This window comes from Methylobacterium amylolyticum (genome assembly GCF_030700245.1).
Lineage (GTDB): Bacteria > Pseudomonadota > Alphaproteobacteria > Rhizobiales > Beijerinckiaceae > Methylobacterium.
On record NZ_JAUYZI010000004.1, the window covers coordinates 142,968 to 158,822 of the forward strand.

Here is a 15,855-nt window from a genome sequence, read left to right on the forward strand (position 1 = left end):
GGGATCCGTTCTGTTGGAGGGGTTGGCCGAGGGGCGGGTGGGATCAGGTGCGGCGGATGCGCCGGTTGAGGCGGCGGGCCAGGGTCTCGCCCAGCGTCTGCACCGCCTGTACCAGCACGATCAGCACGACGACGACGGCGAGCATCATGTCGGGCCGGAAGCGCTGGTAGCCGTAGCGGATGCCGAGATCGCCGAGGCCGCCGCCGCCCACCGCGCCGACCATGGCGGAGAAGCCGAGCAGCGACACGACGGCCAGCGTCAGCCCGAGCAGGATGCCCGGCAGCGCCTCCGGGATCAGCACCTTCAGCACGATCTGCGCCGGGCTCGCCCCGAAGGCGCGGGCCGCCTCGACGAGGCCGTGATCGACCTCGCGGATCGCCGCCTCCACCAGCCGGGCGATGAAGGGGGTCGACGCCACGGTCAGCGGCACGGTGGCGGCCATGGTGCCGATCGAGGTGCCGGCCACCAGCCGCGTGAACGGGATGATCGCCACCACGAGGATGATGAACGGCGTCGAGCGGGTGGCGTTGACGAGGAAGCCCAGCGCCGCGTTGAGCGGCGGCACGGCGAGCAGTTCCCCCCGCCGGCTGGTGGCGAGGAACACCCCGAGCGGCAGGCCGAACAGAGTGCCGAGCCCGGCGGCGATCGCCACCATGGTCAGCGTGTCGGCGGTGGCCTGGACGAGGAGGCCGACGAGGTCAGGCGACACGGGCTTCCTCCCGGTTGGGGGCCAGGTAGCCGAGGCTCTCGGTCTCGACGCCGTGGCCGACGAGGAAGGCGCGCGCCCGGGCGGCGACGTCGGGCCCCGCGGACAGGGCGACCGCCAGCGCGCCGAAGGGCTGGCCGCCGATCTCGTCGACCGATCCGGCAAGGATCGCCGCCTCGATCCCGGTCTCGCGGGCGAGCCGCGCGATCACCGCGGTGTCGGCGCCGGCCCCGCGGAAGACGAGGCGCAGCACCGGCGCGGCGCCGGGCAGCGGCTCCGGCCCGATCCGCGCCGCGAGGCCCGGCGGCAGGCCGTGCCCGGTCTCGCCGGCCAGCAGGCTGCGGGTGATCTCGGCCCGCGGCCGGGTGAAGACCTCGAACACGCTGCCGCGCTCGACGATCGCGCCGCCCTCGATCACCGCCACCGCGTCGGCCACCGCCCGGATCACCGACATCTCGTGGGTGATGAGCACGATGGTCAGGCCGAGGTCGCGGTTGATCCGCTTCAGGAGGGCGAGGATCGCGCGGGTGGTCTCTGGGTCGAGCGCCGAGGTCGCCTCGTCGGACAGGAGCACGTCCGGCCCGGTGGCGAGCGCCCGGGCGATGCCGACCCGCTGCTTCTGCCCGCCCGAGAGCTCGGCCGGGTAGCGGCGCGCCTGATCCTCCAGCCCGACGAGGGCGAGCAGGTCCGCGACGCGGGTGCGGATGGCGTCCCGCTTCCAGCCGGCGATCTCCAGCGGCAGGGCGACGTTGTCGGCGGCGGTGCGCGAGGAGAGCAGGTTGAAGTGCTGGAAGATCATGCCGACGCGGGCCCGCACGGCGCGCAGGTCCCGCTCGGCCAGCGCCGAGACCTCCGCCCCGCCGACCACGACCCGGCCCGCGCTCGGCCGCTCCAGGCCGTTGATCAGGCGGATCAGCGTGGACTTGCCGGCACCCGAGCGCCCGATCACCCCGAGGATCTCGCCCTTCGGGACCGCGAGGTCGATGCCGGACAGGGCGGCGACGGGGGCGGCGCCGGCCCGGGCGGGGTAGGTCTTCGAGACGCCCTCGATGCGGATCAGCGGCGCGTCGTCGCCGTCGTGCGGACTCGGTCGGGCTGGCACGTCCTGCTCCTGGCCCCGGACGCGGCAGGACGGCCCCGGGATCTCGCTGCATGTCCGGGTTGTATCGCTTCTCCCGGCGGTGACGGTCAATGAAAGCGCCCTACATAATTCGCGATCCGTGGAGACGGACGGTCTCGCCGCCCGGGCCGGTTCGAGAACGTCCTTCCCGCCCATGAGCGCGCGCGTGAGCGCTCACGAACGCGGCGGCCCGTCCCGGACGAGCGCGCGCACGACCGCTATGAACGCGTGCGCGTTCGCCGAGAGCGGCCTGTCCGGCCGCGTGACCACCCCGAAATCGCCGACCTCGACCGCGATTTGCGCGGGCAGCCGGACGAAGTCGCCGCGGGCCACCTCGTGGGCGATGATCGTGCTGGGCAGCATGGAGACCATGCCGGCGCGGCGCACGAGGTTGAGGGTCGCGAAGATCGAGGTCGTCTCCACCCGGTTGTCGGGGATCGCCAGCCCGGCGGAGGCGAAGGCGGTCGCGATCCGCCGCCGCATCGGGCTCGAGGCCGGTTGCAGCACCCACGGCAGGCCGCCGAGCTCGGCCGGATCGATCCGGCTCCGCCCGGCCAGGGGATGGGACGCGTCCGCGAACACCCACAGCTCCTCGCCCGCGAGCGGCTCGAACGCGAAGGCCGCCCGGTCGCCCGGGGCCGGGATCCGCCCGAGGAACAGCTCGATCTCGCCCCGGGCGAGGGCCGCGGCGAGCACGTCCGAGGTGGCCGCGAGCAGCCGGATCGTCATCAGCGGGCGCTGCTGCTTGAGTGCGGCGACCGCCCGGGGGAGCAGGTCGGAGGCGGTGGCCATGATCGCGCCGAGCGCCAGCGCGCCGTAGCCGCCCCGCTTCAGGCTGATGAGCCCGTCGGCGAAGCGCTCCCCGTCCGCGAGGACCCGCCGGGCGTAGTCCGCCACGTGCGCGCCGATCTCGGTCGGCACCATCGCCCGCGGGGTGCGCTCGAACAGGCGCACGCCGAGCAGCGCCTCCAGATCCTGCAGGGTCTTGGTCGCGGCGGGTTGGGTCACGTTCAGCGCGGCGGCGGCCCGCCCGAGGGTGCCGACGCGGGCGAGCGCGTCCACGAGCCGGAGCTGCCGGAACTTCACGCGCCCCATCAGCGTCGCCGGATCCAGCTCGCTCATCGCACCGACGGGTCCGCGGCCATGACCGAACTGCCATAACGGAATGGAATGGATCGAACGAAAAATTCGATTATCCCGTTATCGCGTCCTCGACTAGCGTCCGGGAACAGATCGGCGCGCCGACTCGGGGACGAGTCGCGGCAGCGGCCGCGAACGGGAGGATGCGATGAGACTCGTGCGCTACGGCGAGGTCGGCCGGGAGCGGCCCGCGCTGCTCGACGCCGAGGATCGGCTGCGCGACCTGTCCGGCCTCGTGCCCGACATCGCGGGCGCCGCCCTCCTGCCCGACAGCCTCGCGCGCATCCGCGCCGCCGACCCGGCGACCCTGCCGCTGGTCGAGGGCTCGCCCCGCATCGGCGCGTGCGTCGGCGCGGTCGGCAAGTTCGTGTGCGTCGGCCTCAACTACTCCGACCACGCCGCCGAGAGCGGCCTGCCCGTGCCCACCGAGCCGGTGCTGTTCATGAAGGCGACCAGCGCCATCTGCGGGCCCTACGACGCCGTGGAGATCCCCCGCGACTCCGAGAAGACCGACTGGGAGGTCGAGCTCGGCGTGGTGATCGGCAAGCCGGCGAAGTACGTGGCGGAGGCCGACGCCCTCTCCCACGTGGCGGGCTACTGCGTGATCAACGACGTGTCCGAGCGCGCCTTCCAGATCGAGCGCGGCGGCCAGTGGGACAAGGGCAAGGGCTGCGACACGTTCGGGCCGATCGGCCCCTGGCTCGTCACCGCCGACACCGTGCCCGACCCGCAGGACCTGTCGATGTGGCTGGAGGTGGACGGCCGCCGCTTCCAGCAGGGCTCGACCCGCACGATGGTGTTCGGCGTCGCCCACTTGGTCAGCTACATCAGCCGGTTCATGAGCCTCCAGCCGGGGGACGTGATCTCCACCGGCACGCCGCCGGGCGTCGGGCTGGGCCAGAAGCCGCCGGTCTACCTGAAGGCCGGCCAGACCATGCGGCTCGGCATCGACGGGCTCGGCGAGCAGCGCCAGACCACCGTCCAGGGCTAGAGCCGTTCCCGATCGCGTTGCGATCGTGCTCGGCTCTAAGCCTTTGTTTTGACGCGCTCTCTCGCGCCGAGCCGGCGTCCACCTCGGCGGAGAGCGCTTTAGGGGATCGATCATGACCACCATCGCTCTGCGCGGCCGCGTCGCCGTCGTCACCGGAGGCGCGCGCGGCATCGGCTACGCCACCGCCGCGCGGCTGCTGGCCTCGGGCGCCGAGGTCTGCCTGTGGGACATCGACGCCGGGCGCCTCGCCGAGGCGGCCGCGGCTCTGGGCCGGGCGGGCCGCGTCACCACCGCCACCGTCGAGCTGACCGACGAGGCCTCGGTGGAGGCGGCGACCCGGGCGGCGGTCGAGGCGCACGGCAAGATCGACATCCTCGTGAACAACGCCGGCATCACCGGCGGCAACGGCAAGCTCTGGGAACTCGACACGGCGGTCTGGCGGCGGGTGGTCGACGTGAACCTCGTCGGCCCGTTCCTGACCTCCAAGGCGGTGGTGCCGCGCATGCTGGAGACCGGCTGGGGGCGCATCGTCAACATCGCCTCGATCGCCGGCAAGGAGGGCAACCCCAACGCCTCGCACTACTCGGCCTCGAAGGCCGGCGTGATCGGGCTGACCAAGTCGCTCGCCAAGGAGCTGGCCCAGTCCGGCATCCTGGTGAACTGCGTCACCCCCGCCGCCGCGCGCACCGAGATCTTCGACCAGATGAAGCAGGAGCACATCGACTTCATGCTGTCGAAGATCCCGATGGGCCGCTTCCTCGAAGTCGACGAGGCCGCCGCGATGATCGTGTGGCTGTGCTCCGAGGAGTGCGCCTTCTCGACCGGCGCGGTCTTCGACCTGTCGGGCGGCCGCGCCGTCTACTGAGGCGCACCGCCGGGGGCCGGCCGCCGCTGCGGCGCGCACGCACCGGGCGAGCGTAACCTCGCAATCGACGAGAACAGAGCATGTCGGGCCACCAACGGTACACGACAGTTCGGAGTTTGCGTCGGCCGATCCCACCAACCCCCCTCATCCTGAGGTGCCCCTTGCCCTGGCAAGGGGCCTCGAAGGAGCCCTCCAGCCAGCCACGCGATTCCTGGAGGGCTCCTTCGAGGCCCGCTCTCGCGGGCACCTCAGGATGAGGATCAGGGTCGGAGACACCCCTTCGGCTCGCCGCGTCGTGTACCGCGTGAGCCGCCGTCCCGGACGGCCGAAGGCGATGTCGCGCACGGTTTCCGGCTGAAGCGCTCGCGTTCGCTTCCGTCCGTCCTTGCGAGCGCAGCAACCCGGCAGCGCCACCGCTGGCGAACGCGCGCTGCCCTGGGTCGCTTCGCCTTCGGCTCGCGATGACGGCGTGCGCGCCGACGACCGGGCGTTCCGCCGAAAATCATATCATCAGGGAGAGCGCCATGCCGAATCCTCAACCCGCCGAACTCGCGGCGACGGTCGCGAAGGTGACCCGACGGCTGCTGCCGTTCCTGCTGCTGATGTACGTCCTCGCCTTCCTCGATCGGGCGAACGTCGGCTTCGCCAAGAAGGCGTTCCAGGCCGATACCGGCCTGTCGGACGCGGCCTACGCGCTCGGCGCCTCGATCTTCTTCCTCGGCTACGCGCTGCTGGAGGTGCCCTCGAACCTGATCATGCACCGGGTGGGCGCGAGGCTCTGGATGGCCCGCATCATGGTCTCGTGGGGGCTCATCTCCGCCGCGATGATGTTCGCCCACACCGAGCTGGCCTTCTACGTCCTGCGCTTCCTGCTCGGCGTGGCCGAGGCCGGGTTCTTCCCCGGCGTGATCCTCTACCTGACCTACTGGTTCCCCTCGGCCGATCGCGGCCGGGCGATGGGCCTGTTCTACTTCGGCGCGCCGCTGGCCTTCATCTTCGGCAGCCCGCTCTCGGGCCTGCTGCTCGACTTCCAGGGCGTGGCGGGCCTGCACGGCTGGCAGTGGATGTTCCTGGTCGAGGGCCTGCTCGCCGCGATCGTGGGCGTCTGGGCCTATTACTACCTCGACAACGGGCCCGCCGACGCGCGCTGGCTCACCGCGGACGAGAAGAGCGTGCTGGTCCGCGCGATCCGCGCCGAGGAGCAGCACAAGGAGGCCCACGGCCCCGCGCACCTGCTCTCGGCCCTGCGCAACGGCCGGGTGCTGCACTTCGCGCTGATCTACTTCCTGATCCAGATGAGCGTCTACGGCGTGGTCTTCTACCTGCCGACCCAGGTGGCGAGCCTGCTCGGCAAGAAGGTCGGCCTGGAGGTCGGCTTCGTGTCGGCGATCCCGTGGGTCTGCGCGCTCGCCGCCGCCTACTGGCTGCCCCGGATCGCCGCCGCCTCCGGCCACCGGCGCGGCCACGCGGCCGCCATCCTGGCGGTCGCCGGGATCGGCATCGCCGCCTCGGTCGCCACCACCTCGCCGGTGCTGTCGCTGCTGGCCCTGTGCTGCGCGGCGGCGGGCTTCATCGCGGTCCAGCCGATCTTCTGGACCTTCCCGACCGACTATCTCGGCGGCGTCGCGGCCGCGGGCGGGATCGCGCTGATCAACTCGGTCGGGGCGCTCGGCGGCTTCGTGGCGCCCAACGTGAAGACCTGGGCGGAGAGCGCCTTCGCCTCCACGGCCGCGGGCCTCTACGGGCTCGCCGCCACCACCCTGTGCGGGGCGCTGCTCATCCTCGCCATCGGGCGCACGTCCGCCCGTCCGGGCGTCGCCGTCGAGCACGCCTGAGCCGGCGCGCGCCGCACCGGATCCGACGCCCCGTCGCGGGGCCCGAAACGAGAGCCCGAAACGAGAGGGAGACAATCATGGCCATGCCGACGATCAAGGCGGTCCGCGCCTACACGGTGCGCGGCGGGGGCGCCGACTACCACGACCAGGAGGGCTACCACTGGATCGACGACCACATCGCGACCCCGATGGCGCGCTACCCGGAGTACCGCCAGAGCCGCCAGTCCTTCGGCATCAACGTGCTCGGCACGCTGGTGATCGAGGTCGAGGCGAGCGACGGGACGGTCGGGCTGGGGATCACTACCGCGGGCGAGATCGGCGCCTTCATCGTGGAGCGCCACCTCGCGCGCTTCCTCGTCGGGCGGCCGGTCACCGAGATCGAGAAGATCTGGGACCAGATGTACTTCGCCACCCAGTTCTACGGCCGCAAGGGCGTCGTGGTGAACGTCATCTCGGGCGTCGACATCGCCCTGTGGGACCTGCTCGGCAAGATCCGCGACGAGCCGGTCCACGCCCTGCTCGGGGGTCCGGTCCGCGACGAGCTGTCCTTCTACGCCACCGGCGCCCGGCCGGATCTGGCGAAGGAGATGGGCTTCATCGGCGGCAAGCTGCCGCTCAAGCACGGGCCCGCCGAGGGCGAGGAGGGTCTGAGGAAGAACCTCACCGCCCTGGAGGACATGCGCAACCGGGTCGGCGACGACTTCTGGCTGATGTACGATTGCTGGATGAGCCTCGACCTCAACTACGCGACCAAGCTCGCGCAGGGAGCCCAGGCCTACGGCCTGAAATGGCTGGAGGAGTGCCTCTCGCCGGACGATTACTGGGGCTACGCGGCCCTGCGGCGCAACGTGCCCAAGGGCATGCTGGTGACCACCGGCGAGCACGAGGCGACGCGCTGGGGCTTCCGCATGCTCCTGGAGATGGGCTGCTGCGATATCATCCAGCCGGACGTGAACTGGTGCGGCGGCATCACCGAGCTGATCAAGATCTCGGCGCTCGCCGACGCCCACGGCGCGCTGATGGTGCCGCACGGGTCCGGCGTCTACAGCTACCACTTCGTGATCACCCGGCATAACAGCCCGTTCACCGAGATCATCATGACCGCGCCGCACGCCGACGCGGTGCGCCCGGCCTTCCACCCCCTGCTACTCGACGAGCCGGTGCCGGTGAACGGCCGCATGAAGGCGTCCGCCCTCGACAAGCCCGGCTTCGGCGTGCGCCTCAACCCCGAGGTCAAGCTCCACCGGCCCTACCAGGCGGCGTGACCGCACCCGGCGCGCCGCGCGCGGCGCGCCGGCAACGGATGTTTTCGTCCGGGGCCGGATCTGGGTTTTTGTCCCGGGCCGGACCTGGGTTAGAAGGGGGTGGGCCGGCCTGTCCGGCCGGTGGCGCGGGCTGTCCCCTCGTGATCGAAACGGCGATGATCTTCGCGCTGGGCTTCCTGGCGGCGAGCCTGTGCGGCCTCCTCGTGCTGCCGGCGGTGAACAGGCGCGCCGCGCGGCTCGCCCGCCGCCGGGCCGAGGCGGTGCTGCCGCTCTCCCCGGGCGAGATCGCCGCCGAGCGCGACTTCCTGCGGGCCCAGTTCGCCGTCCAGCAGCGCCGCCTGGAGCGCACGGTGGAGGAGGTGCGGGCCAAGCGCCACGCCGACATGGCGGCGATCGGCGCCGGGACGATGCGGGCCGCGGCCCTGACCCGCGACGTCGCCGCCCGCGACGCCCGCATCGCGCGGGTCGAGGAGCGGCGCGAGGCGCTGGAGGCGGAACTGGCCGCCGCGCTGGAGGACGGCACCGCGAGCCTCGCCACCCTGCGGGCGCTGGAGGAGGCGCATGCCGACCTCCTCGACAGCCTGCTCGCCGCGCGCGGAGAGGACGGCACGGTGGCCGGGATGCCGGGCACGGACCCGGCCCTCGCGACCGAGCGCGACGACCTGCGCGCGAGCCTCCGGGCCGCCGAGGACGCGCTGGCCGCGGCGCTGGCGGGCCGCGACGCGGGCGTGGAGCGGGACAATGCCGACCTGCGCCGCCGCATCGCCGAGGTCGCGGATGCCCTGACCGGGCGCGAACGTTTGCCCAGGGCGGCCACGCTCGCCGCGGCGGAGCCCGAACGGGTCTGACCGGGTGTCGAGGGCCGGGATTGCCGGCCGGAAATTCGGGGTCCGCGCCTTGTTTCGACCACGCAAACGCATCATCGCACACGTCAGTCCCTTCCGATCGATGGAACGAAGCCCTATGCGCCTCACGCACGCCCTTCTCGCCGCGTTGGCCGGACTCGCGCTGGCGGTCCCGGCGACCGCCCAGCAATCCAAGCGGGGCAACGACACGCTGAAGAAGTACTGCACCGGCGATTACCTGAACTACTGCGGCAATCTCGATCCGGACGCGCCCGCGACGGATGCGTGCATGCAGAAGAACTGGAAGCAGCTCAGCGAGAACTGCCGTCGCGCGATCAACGCGTATCAGGCGGAGCAGGAGTACAACAAGGACAACAAGGACAAGCAGGGCGCCCAGGGCGCCCGCGACCGCCGCGGCTGACGCAGCCGACCCGGGATCGCCCCCGCGCCTCCGCCCACGCCTCCGCCCGCTCCCGCGCACGGGCCCCTGTTGCGGCCCTCTGTTGCGGCCCTGCGCTCGCCGCGGGCCGCGGCAACGGCTAAGGTGAGCCGCCCGCCGGGGGACCACCGCCGGCGACCAGACCCGCCGGACCCGCGCGCGATGTTGCCCCGACCCGCCCTGACGCTCCTCGCCGCGTCCGCCCTCGCGGCCCTCGCGGTCTCGGCCTGCGGGCGCCGGGGCGCCCTGGAGCCGCCGCAGGCCGCGGCACTCGGCCCGGCGGCCGGGGCCCAGGCGGCCCCGGGCGCGGTTCCGGGCGTGGTCCAGGGCGCCCGGACCCTGCCCGACAGCGTCGGCCTCGGCGGTGGCCGGCCGGAGCCGGACCCGACCGCGGTCCGGGCGGGCGACGAGCTGTCCCTCTCCGCCGTGCCGCCTGCCGGCACCGAGGCGCCGATCCAGACCAGCCGCGGCGCCAAGCGCGGCTACCGGATCCCCCGGGATCCTTTCATTCTCGACCCGCTGCTGTAGACGGGCGACGCCGCGCCGGCCCCGCGCGACCGGCCGGCGGACCCGCCGCGGCGGGGGCCGTTCTGGAGGGACACGGCCGAGATGCACCACTTCCACTACCGCGACGGCCGCCTGCACGCGGAGGACGTCGACCTGACGGCGCTGGCCGCGGAGGTCGGCACGCCCTTCTACTGCTACGCGAGCGCCACCCTGGAGCGGCACTACCGGGTGTTCGCCGAGGCCTTCGCCGGGGACGACGCGCTGGTCTGCTTCGCGATGAAGGCGAACTCGAACCAGGCCGTGCTGCGCACGCTCGCCCGTCAGGGCGCGGGCATGGACATCGTCTCGGGCGGCGAACTGCACCGGGCGCTGGCGGCCGGGGTGGATCCGCAGAAGATCGTGTTCTCCGGCGTCGGCAAGACCCGGGCGGAGATGGAGGCGGCGCTGCACGCCGGCATCTCCTGCTTCAACGTCGAGAGCGAGCCGGAACTGGCGCTGCTGTCCCAGACCGCCGCCGCCCTCGGCCTGCGCGCGCCGGTCTCGGTCCGGGTGAACCCGGACGTGGATGCCGGCACCCACGCCAAGATCTCCACCGGCAAGTACGAGAACAAGTTCGGCATCCCGATCACCCGCGCCCCCGCCGTCTACGCCGAGGCGGCGCGCCTGCCGGGCATCGCGGTCCACGGCGTCGACATGCATATCGGCAGCCAGATCACCGACCTCGCCCCCTTCGCCGACGCCGCGCGCCTGCTGGCCGGGCTCGCCCGCGACCTGATGGCGGCGGGCCACCCGCTGCGGCACATCGATTTCGGCGGCGGCCTCGGCATCCCCTACCGCGACGACAACGCCCCGCCCCCCGACCCGGCGGCGCTCGCGGCGACGCTGCGCCCGCACTTCGCGCCGCTCGGCCTGCGCCCGGTCTTCGAGATCGGCCGGATGATCAGCGGCAACGCCGGCATCCTCGTCACCCGGGTGCTCTACGTGAAGCGGAGCGAGGGCCGGACCTTCGTCATCGTCGACGCGGCGATGAACGACCTGATCCGCCCGACCCTCTACGAGGCCTACCACGCCCTGCGCCCGGTGGCGGAGCCGGCCGCGGACGCACCCCGCCGCGTCGTCGACGTGGTCGGCCCGGTCTGCGAGAGCGGCGACTACCTCGCCCTCAACCGCGAGATGCCGGAGGTCGCCGCCGGCGACCTGATCGCGGTGATGAGCGCGGGCGCCTACGGCGCCGTCCAGGCCGGCACCTACAACACCCGTCCCCTCGTGCCCGAGGTGCTGGTGCGCGGCGCGGACGCCGCGGTCGTGCGCCCGCGCCAGCCGGTCGAGGCGCTCGTCGCCCTCGACCGCGTCCCCGACTGGCTCGCCTGACTCTTTCTGGAGGCCGGCCGCGGCGCCCCGCATCGGCCCCCGCTTGTCCCCGTGGGACGCCGTCGTTAGGGGATTGGCGCCGTCTCAAGTCCCAAAGAAGTGCCGCCGCTCTCCGTCTTCATCATCGCCCGCAACGAGGCGGACCGCATCGGCGCGACGATCCGCGCGGTGCGCGACCTGACCGACGACCTGGTGGTGGTCGATTCCGGCTCGACCGACGGCACGCAGGCGCTCGCGGCGGAGCTCGGCGCCCGGGTGATCCACAACGACTGGCCGGGCTACGGCCCGCAGAAGCGCTTCGCCGAGGCGCAGTGCCGGCACACCTGGCTCCTCAACCTCGACGCCGACGAGGTGGTGCCGGCGGCGCTCTCCGCCGAGATCCGGGCCCTGTTCGCCCGCGGCGAGCCGGAGCGACCGGCCTGGCGCATCGGCATCGCCGAGATCTTTCCGGGCGAGGACCGCCCGCACCCGCTCGCCTACCGGCTCACCCCCGTGCGGCTCTACCGGCGGGACCGGGGCCGCTACTCGGCGTCGCCCGTCCACGACCGGGTCGAGCTGGAACCCGGCGTCGAACCCGGCCGGTTGCGCGGAAAAATCCACCACTTCTCGGTGCGCTCGCTCGGCGACCAGCTCGACAAGCTCAACCGGTACTCGGACCAGCAGGCGGACGACCTGGAGGCGCGCGGCGTCGTGATCCCGACGTGGCGGATCTTCGTTGAGCTGCCGGGCAACTTCCTGAAGGCCTATCTCGGCCGCCGCCACTTCGCCCGCGGCACCTACGGCTTCCTCACGGCGATGAACTACGCCATCTCCCGCCACCTGCGGATCGCCAAACACTACGAGCGCCGGCGCACCGCCGCCCGCCGCGATCGGGTTGACCGGCCCGATGCGACCTTCTAGAGCCGGGGAGCCGGAGACGTGGCCGAGCGGCTGAAGGCACTCGTTTGCTAAATGAGCATACCCCGAAACGGGTATCGAGGGTTCGAATCCCTCCGTCTCCGCCATCTACCCGAGACCCTTGTATATCTTTGATTTTGCCAGGGTTTCGGCTGCGCAACAATCGCGTTCGACCCCGATTCCACTCCGGAACCGATGCCTGTGGCCAGTCCCTGGCCCGGATCCCGGAGACCGTCCCGCCAAAGGGGCCCCGAGTTCATTCGACGCCGTGAGTCGCGGGGTCGCCGACGGCCCGGCCGGAGATGCGGTTCGCGGCGTCCCGGGAAGGCAGAGCCTTGTGCCTTGGGTCGGTCTGGTCCTCCGTAAGTTGTGAAAGGGGCGTCCCAGTCCCAGGTGTAGAGTCGGCCTTGCTTATTGGGGACGTGGGCACGCCGATGACCAGCCTCGCCGACCATATGCGCACCATGGCCGCCTACAACGCCTGGGCAAACGAACGTCTCTATGCCGCGGCGGCGTCCTTACCGGATGACGCCTACCGACAGGCGGCGGGCGCGTTCTTCGGCAGCCTGCACGGTACGCTGAACCACCTGCTCGTCACCGACCGGCTCTGGCTGCGGCGCCTGACCGGCGAGGGCGACGCTCCCGACAGGCTGGACGTCATCCTGTTCGAGCGGCTCGACGCGCTGCGGCAGGCACGGGTGGCGGAAGATGCGCGCCTCGAAACCTACGTCGCCGGCCTCTCGCCCGATGCGCTGACGGCGCACGTCGACTACGCGACGACGAGCGGCGTGCCGCAGCGCCAGCCGCGCTCGGAGGCGCTGGCGCATCTCTTCAACCACCAGACCCACCACCGCGGGCAGGCGCACGCCATTCTGACACGGCTGGGCGTGGCCGAGCCGCCCTCGCTCGACCTGCTGCTCATGCAACGCGAGTTGGCGCGCCGCGCCACGGCCTCCGCGCAGTGACCGTCCAGACGTCTGCCGGCACCGATCCGCCCGGAGATCCCGTCGTGCGCGTGCTCGGCAGCTACCTCGCGTCCGTGGCGGCAGCGCTGGCCGTCTACATGCTGACCGACGCGGTCCAGCGGATGGCCGAGCCTCCCGTCCCGGTGTCTGCCGAATCCGCGCTCGCCCTCGACTGGATCTCCGTGGCCATTACGCTCGTCATGGCCATGCTGCTCGCGACGGCCTTCGCACTGCCGGCCTTCCTGCTGTGCTTGGCCGTGTCGGTGCGGGCCGGCTCGCGCCACCCGGCCCTCCACGTAGCCTGCGGCGCCGCCGTCGGCCTCGCCCTTGGGGGCTGTTCGCCGGCATGGTCGACCGGCCGGTCCAGGCTACATGCGCCGGGGCCGTCGGCGGCGGCGTGTACGGGTGGCTCGCCGTGCGCGACCGGGGGCGGTTGGACCCGGACGCCGCGAAGGTCGGCGTCCGCGGCGTAGCCTCGGCGAGCAGCCAGCGAGGTGCAACCCGTCGGACGAGGGTTGGCCGGTCGGCCGGTTCATAGCGGCGCGAGCATGTCCGAGCAGATCACCGCAGGCACGGGGAGGCGTGGGCGGCAGGGCGTGAGAGGACGCCTTGGCGTCCGGACCGCCGCCGGGGTAGCCTGCCGCGAGGCCGATGCTGCCTGCCGCTCGCCCCGGGAACGGGATGGTGAAAGCATCGCGGACGACCACCCTCACCGCGTCCCTGACCGGCGCCGGGTCGGCAATGCGGGCACCGACGAGCCGACGCCGACTTGGGGAGAGCACCATGACGACCGTCGACCAGGCCAAGGCCATGGCCAAGCGGCTGCGCGCCGCTTTGGCCGCGCGCGACCTCGCCGTCCCGCACGCGACCGCCCTCGAACTCGTCGCAGCCGGTCTCGGCCACGACGACTGGAACACGGCCTGCGCCGCCCTGGACCGCATCGGGGAGGACGAACCCCGTTTCCTGGAGACGGTGCCGATCCTGCGCATCTTCGACGAGGCCAAGGCGCGTGAGTTCTATGGCGGCTTCCTCGGCTTCACGTCCGGGTTCGAGCACCGGTTCGAGCCGGGCCTGCCGCTCTACATGGAGGTCGCCCGCGCCGGCTTGAGGCTGCACCTCTCCGAGCATCACGGCGACGCCAGTCCCGGCTCGACGGTGTTCGTGCCGATGACGGGCATCCACGCCTTCCACCGGGAACTGACGGACAAGCGGTACGGCTACGCCCGGCCCGGCATCGAGCGGGCGCCCTGGGGCGACGTGCTGGAGGTGGCGGACCCGTTCGGCAACCGATTGCGGTTCTGCGAGCGCCGGGCTGGATGACGGAGCCACTGCCGGCTGAGAGAGGGACGGTCGCGATGGGCGTCGACGTCGAACGCGTGAAGGCGCTCATCGCGACGTTGGAGGCCGTCACCGCCGGCCCCCACGTCCACAGGACGGCCTTCCACACGCCGCGCAAGACCTTCGCGACGCTGGACGAGGCCGGCCGCGACCTCAACCTGATGTTCGACCCGGACCATCGCGACTTCTTCTGCGAGCAGGTTCCCGAGGCGTTCAGCCCCGTCCCGGGCGGCTGGGGCCGGATGGGCGCGACGCGGTGCGACTTGGCGGCCGTCGACGAGGCGACCCTGATGTCGGCCCTGACGGCGGCGCATCGGCTTGCCGCCCCGAAGTCGAGGACCCGAACCCGCCGCTGATCCGCCCCCTCTGTCGGCCGGGAGCATGAGACCTCCCGGTCGTCGGGCGCCTCGGCCGTGCAATCCACCGATTGTGCAGTTCCATATGAAGACGGACGCTGCCGCCGCCCCAGAGGTCAGGCCGCACCCGCTCCACCAAAAACCACGACGTCACGATCTGCAACTGCCACCAGCATGCGTGAAAATAATTTTCTTAATGCAAAATATCGATTTGATGGATGGTGCATCGGCGTCCAATGATCCCCGGATAAAATTCGGAGGGAGGGTTTCGATGTCCATTCTCAGCATGCAGCGCAGGATGCTGGGACTCGTCGCAGGGTCGGCATTGATGACGACGGCCTATGCGGCGGAGATCCCGATCGCGCAGGATGTGAAGGATAGCGGCCAGCTCGCGATCGCCAGTTCGCTCGCATACGCACCGTTCGAGTTCGTCGATGAACAGGGTAAGCCTGCCGGCCTCGACATCGAACTTGCGAAAGCCGTCGCAGACCGCCTGGGCGTGAAGCTCAAGATCGTCACCATCCCGTTCGCGTCTCAGATCCCGGCCCTTGCCTCCGGGCGCGTCAAGATCGCTTGGGCTACGTTCTCGGTCACTGCGGAGCGACTTGCTCAGGTCGACTTCGTCTCGTTCCTCGAAGCAGGAACGGTGGTCTCCACCTTGCCGGCAAACAAGGAGCGGTTTGCCACACAGAATGGACTCTGTGGTGCCTCCGTCGCCGTGCAGAGCGGCACGGCAGCCGATTTCGTTGCCGACCGCATCGTGGCCGACTGTGAGAAGGCCGGCCTGCCGGCCATGAGGAAGGCGATCTATCCCGAGCAGAAGGATGTCATCCAGGCGGTTCTGTCCGGTCGCGTGGAGGCGCGCCTCGATGACTCGACCTCTGCGGGATATTACGAAGCGACGAGCAAGGGGCGCATGGTCGTCGCCGGTCGCAGCCTGTATCCCGCACCGCTCGGCGCAGCGGTGGTGAAGGGGGATAAGGCGACGGCAGAGATGCTCGAGGCGGCCTTGAGCAGCCTGATCGCCGACGGCACCTACGCGACGATCCTCGATAAGTACAACCTGCGGTCCTCCGCCGTCTCCAAGCCGGCCCTCTATTCCAATCCTTCCCAACTTCCGCAGTAATCGACCGGGCGCGCACTGAGCGCCGCAAGCACGTCGAATATCGATGAGGAGTTTCGAGGCAGCTCCTCTGTCCACGCGGAGGCTACGTC

General features: G+C 71.6%; 17 protein-coding genes and 1 tRNA gene. 15 read left to right on the forward strand and 3 right to left on the reverse strand.

What is annotated here, in order from left to right:
• Positions 1 to 43: 43 nt before the first annotated feature.
• The 3 genes from Q8W71_RS04960 to Q8W71_RS04970 form a co-directional block, all read right to left on the reverse strand.
• Positions 44 to 709 carry a methionine ABC transporter permease gene (locus Q8W71_RS04960; protein WP_305524223.1) on the reverse strand — a complete coding sequence of 222 codons (666 nt, stop codon included), beginning with the start codon at positions 707 to 709 and terminating at the stop codon, positions 44 to 46.
• Positions 699 to 1,808, reverse strand: a complete 1,110-nt coding sequence (locus Q8W71_RS04965) for a methionine ABC transporter ATP-binding protein (protein ID WP_305524224.1) — start codon at positions 1,806 to 1,808, stop codon at positions 699 to 701. The genes Q8W71_RS04960 and Q8W71_RS04965 overlap by 11 nt, the downstream gene beginning before the upstream one ends.
• A 192-nt stretch (positions 1,809 to 2,000) precedes the next feature.
• Positions 2,001 to 2,948, reverse strand: coding sequence for a LysR substrate-binding domain-containing protein (locus Q8W71_RS04970; RefSeq protein ID WP_305524225.1), 948 nt, complete (start codon positions 2,946 to 2,948; stop codon positions 2,001 to 2,003).
• 166 nt (positions 2,949 to 3,114) lie between these two features.
• On the opposite strand from Q8W71_RS04970, the gene Q8W71_RS04975 reads away from it, so the two are divergent.
• From Q8W71_RS04975 to Q8W71_RS05045, 15 genes are all read left to right on the forward strand, one after another.
• Complete coding sequence (locus Q8W71_RS04975; RefSeq protein ID WP_305524226.1) at positions 3,115 to 3,957, forward strand: fumarylacetoacetate hydrolase family protein; 843 nt, start codon at positions 3,115 to 3,117, stop codon at positions 3,955 to 3,957.
• Positions 3,958 to 4,069: 112 nt separating this feature from the next.
• Entirely contained in the window at positions 4,070 to 4,822 is a 753-nt protein-coding gene (locus Q8W71_RS04980) for an SDR family NAD(P)-dependent oxidoreductase (protein WP_305524227.1), read from the forward strand.
• A gap of 524 nt (positions 4,823 to 5,346) precedes the next feature.
• Positions 5,347 to 6,657: an MFS transporter gene (locus Q8W71_RS04985; RefSeq protein WP_305524228.1), complete on the forward strand. Its 1,311-nt coding sequence runs from the start codon at positions 5,347 to 5,349 to the stop codon at positions 6,655 to 6,657.
• Between the two features lie 77 nt (positions 6,658 to 6,734).
• On the forward strand, positions 6,735 to 7,922 hold the full coding sequence (gene rhmD / locus Q8W71_RS04990; protein ID WP_305524229.1) for an L-rhamnonate dehydratase: 1,188 nt from the start codon (positions 6,735 to 6,737) through the stop codon (positions 7,920 to 7,922).
• 155 nt (positions 7,923 to 8,077) lie between these two features.
• Positions 8,078 to 8,770 carry a hypothetical protein gene (locus Q8W71_RS04995; protein WP_305524230.1) on the forward strand — a complete coding sequence of 231 codons (693 nt, stop codon included), beginning with the start codon at positions 8,078 to 8,080 and terminating at the stop codon, positions 8,768 to 8,770.
• A gap of 115 nt (positions 8,771 to 8,885) precedes the next feature.
• Complete coding sequence (locus Q8W71_RS05000; protein WP_305524231.1) at positions 8,886 to 9,188, forward strand: 3',5'-cyclic-nucleotide phosphodiesterase; 303 nt, start codon at positions 8,886 to 8,888, stop codon at positions 9,186 to 9,188.
• A gap of 180 nt (positions 9,189 to 9,368) precedes the next feature.
• Positions 9,369 to 9,734: an LPS translocon maturation chaperone LptM gene (gene lptM, locus Q8W71_RS05005; protein WP_305524232.1), complete on the forward strand. Its 366-nt coding sequence runs from the start codon at positions 9,369 to 9,371 to the stop codon at positions 9,732 to 9,734.
• Between the two features lie 81 nt (positions 9,735 to 9,815).
• A complete protein-coding gene (gene lysA, locus Q8W71_RS05010; RefSeq protein WP_305524233.1) occupies positions 9,816 to 11,084 on the forward strand; it encodes a diaminopimelate decarboxylase in 1,269 nt (422 codons plus the stop codon).
• A gap of 99 nt (positions 11,085 to 11,183) precedes the next feature.
• On the forward strand, positions 11,184 to 11,984 hold the full coding sequence (locus Q8W71_RS05015) for a glycosyltransferase family 2 protein (protein ID WP_305524234.1): 801 nt from the start codon (positions 11,184 to 11,186) through the stop codon (positions 11,982 to 11,984).
• Positions 11,985 to 11,996: 12 nt separating this feature from the next.
• Positions 11,997 to 12,088: transfer RNA gene (locus tag Q8W71_RS05020), tRNA-Ser, on the forward strand.
• 327 nt (positions 12,089 to 12,415) lie between these two features.
• Positions 12,416 to 12,946: a DinB family protein gene (locus Q8W71_RS05025; RefSeq protein WP_305524235.1), complete on the forward strand. Its 531-nt coding sequence runs from the start codon at positions 12,416 to 12,418 to the stop codon at positions 12,944 to 12,946.
• A gap of 44 nt (positions 12,947 to 12,990) precedes the next feature.
• Positions 12,991 to 13,419 carry a hypothetical protein gene (locus Q8W71_RS05030; RefSeq protein ID WP_305524236.1) on the forward strand — a complete coding sequence of 143 codons (429 nt, stop codon included), beginning with the start codon at positions 12,991 to 12,993 and terminating at the stop codon, positions 13,417 to 13,419.
• A 310-nt stretch (positions 13,420 to 13,729) separates the two neighbouring features.
• Positions 13,730 to 14,266 carry a glyoxalase superfamily protein gene (locus Q8W71_RS05035; RefSeq protein WP_305524237.1) on the forward strand — a complete coding sequence of 179 codons (537 nt, stop codon included), beginning with the start codon at positions 13,730 to 13,732 and terminating at the stop codon, positions 14,264 to 14,266.
• A gap of 35 nt (positions 14,267 to 14,301) precedes the next feature.
• Positions 14,302 to 14,640 carry an MmcQ/YjbR family DNA-binding protein gene (locus Q8W71_RS05040; RefSeq protein WP_305524238.1) on the forward strand — a complete coding sequence of 113 codons (339 nt, stop codon included), beginning with the start codon at positions 14,302 to 14,304 and terminating at the stop codon, positions 14,638 to 14,640.
• A 271-nt stretch (positions 14,641 to 14,911) separates the two neighbouring features.
• The gene (locus Q8W71_RS05045; protein WP_305524239.1) at positions 14,912 to 15,766 is read left to right on the forward strand and encodes an ABC transporter substrate-binding protein; all 855 of its coding nucleotides are present in this window, start codon (positions 14,912 to 14,914) and stop codon (positions 15,764 to 15,766) included.
• Positions 15,767 to 15,855: the final 89 nt, after the last annotated feature.

What these genes read in the sequence shown, in the direction of transcription:
- Q8W71_RS04995 (WP_305524230.1), top strand. Translation starts at nt 8,078, where the DNA reads ATGATCTTCGCGCTGGGCTTCCTGGCGGCGAGCCTGTGCGGCCTCCTC.
- Q8W71_RS05035 (WP_305524237.1), top strand. Translation starts at nt 13,730, where the DNA reads ATGACGACCGTCGACCAGGCCAAGGCCATGGCCAAGCGGCTGCGCGCC.
- lptM (WP_305524232.1), top strand. Translation starts at nt 9,369, where the DNA reads ATGTTGCCCCGACCCGCCCTGACGCTCCTCGCCGCGTCCGCCCTCGCG.
- Q8W71_RS05000 (WP_305524231.1), top strand. Translation starts at nt 8,886, where the DNA reads ATGCGCCTCACGCACGCCCTTCTCGCCGCGTTGGCCGGACTCGCGCTG.
- Q8W71_RS05045 (WP_305524239.1), top strand. Translation starts at nt 14,912, where the DNA reads ATGTCCATTCTCAGCATGCAGCGCAGGATGCTGGGACTCGTCGCAGGG.
- Q8W71_RS04985 (WP_305524228.1), top strand. Translation starts at nt 5,347, where the DNA reads ATGCCGAATCCTCAACCCGCCGAACTCGCGGCGACGGTCGCGAAGGTG.
- Q8W71_RS05040 (WP_305524238.1), top strand. Translation starts at nt 14,302, where the DNA reads ATGGGCGTCGACGTCGAACGCGTGAAGGCGCTCATCGCGACGTTGGAG.
- Q8W71_RS04970 (WP_305524225.1), bottom strand. Translation starts at nt 2,948, where the DNA reads ATGAGCGAGCTGGATCCGGCGACGCTGATGGGGCGCGTGAAGTTCCGG.
- rhmD (WP_305524229.1), top strand. Translation starts at nt 6,735, where the DNA reads ATGGCCATGCCGACGATCAAGGCGGTCCGCGCCTACACGGTGCGCGGC.
- Q8W71_RS04975 (WP_305524226.1), top strand. Translation starts at nt 3,115, where the DNA reads ATGAGACTCGTGCGCTACGGCGAGGTCGGCCGGGAGCGGCCCGCGCTG.
- Q8W71_RS04980 (WP_305524227.1), top strand. Translation starts at nt 4,070, where the DNA reads ATGACCACCATCGCTCTGCGCGGCCGCGTCGCCGTCGTCACCGGAGGC.
- Q8W71_RS05025 (WP_305524235.1), top strand. Translation starts at nt 12,416, where the DNA reads ATGACCAGCCTCGCCGACCATATGCGCACCATGGCCGCCTACAACGCC.
- lysA (WP_305524233.1), top strand. Translation starts at nt 9,816, where the DNA reads ATGCACCACTTCCACTACCGCGACGGCCGCCTGCACGCGGAGGACGTC.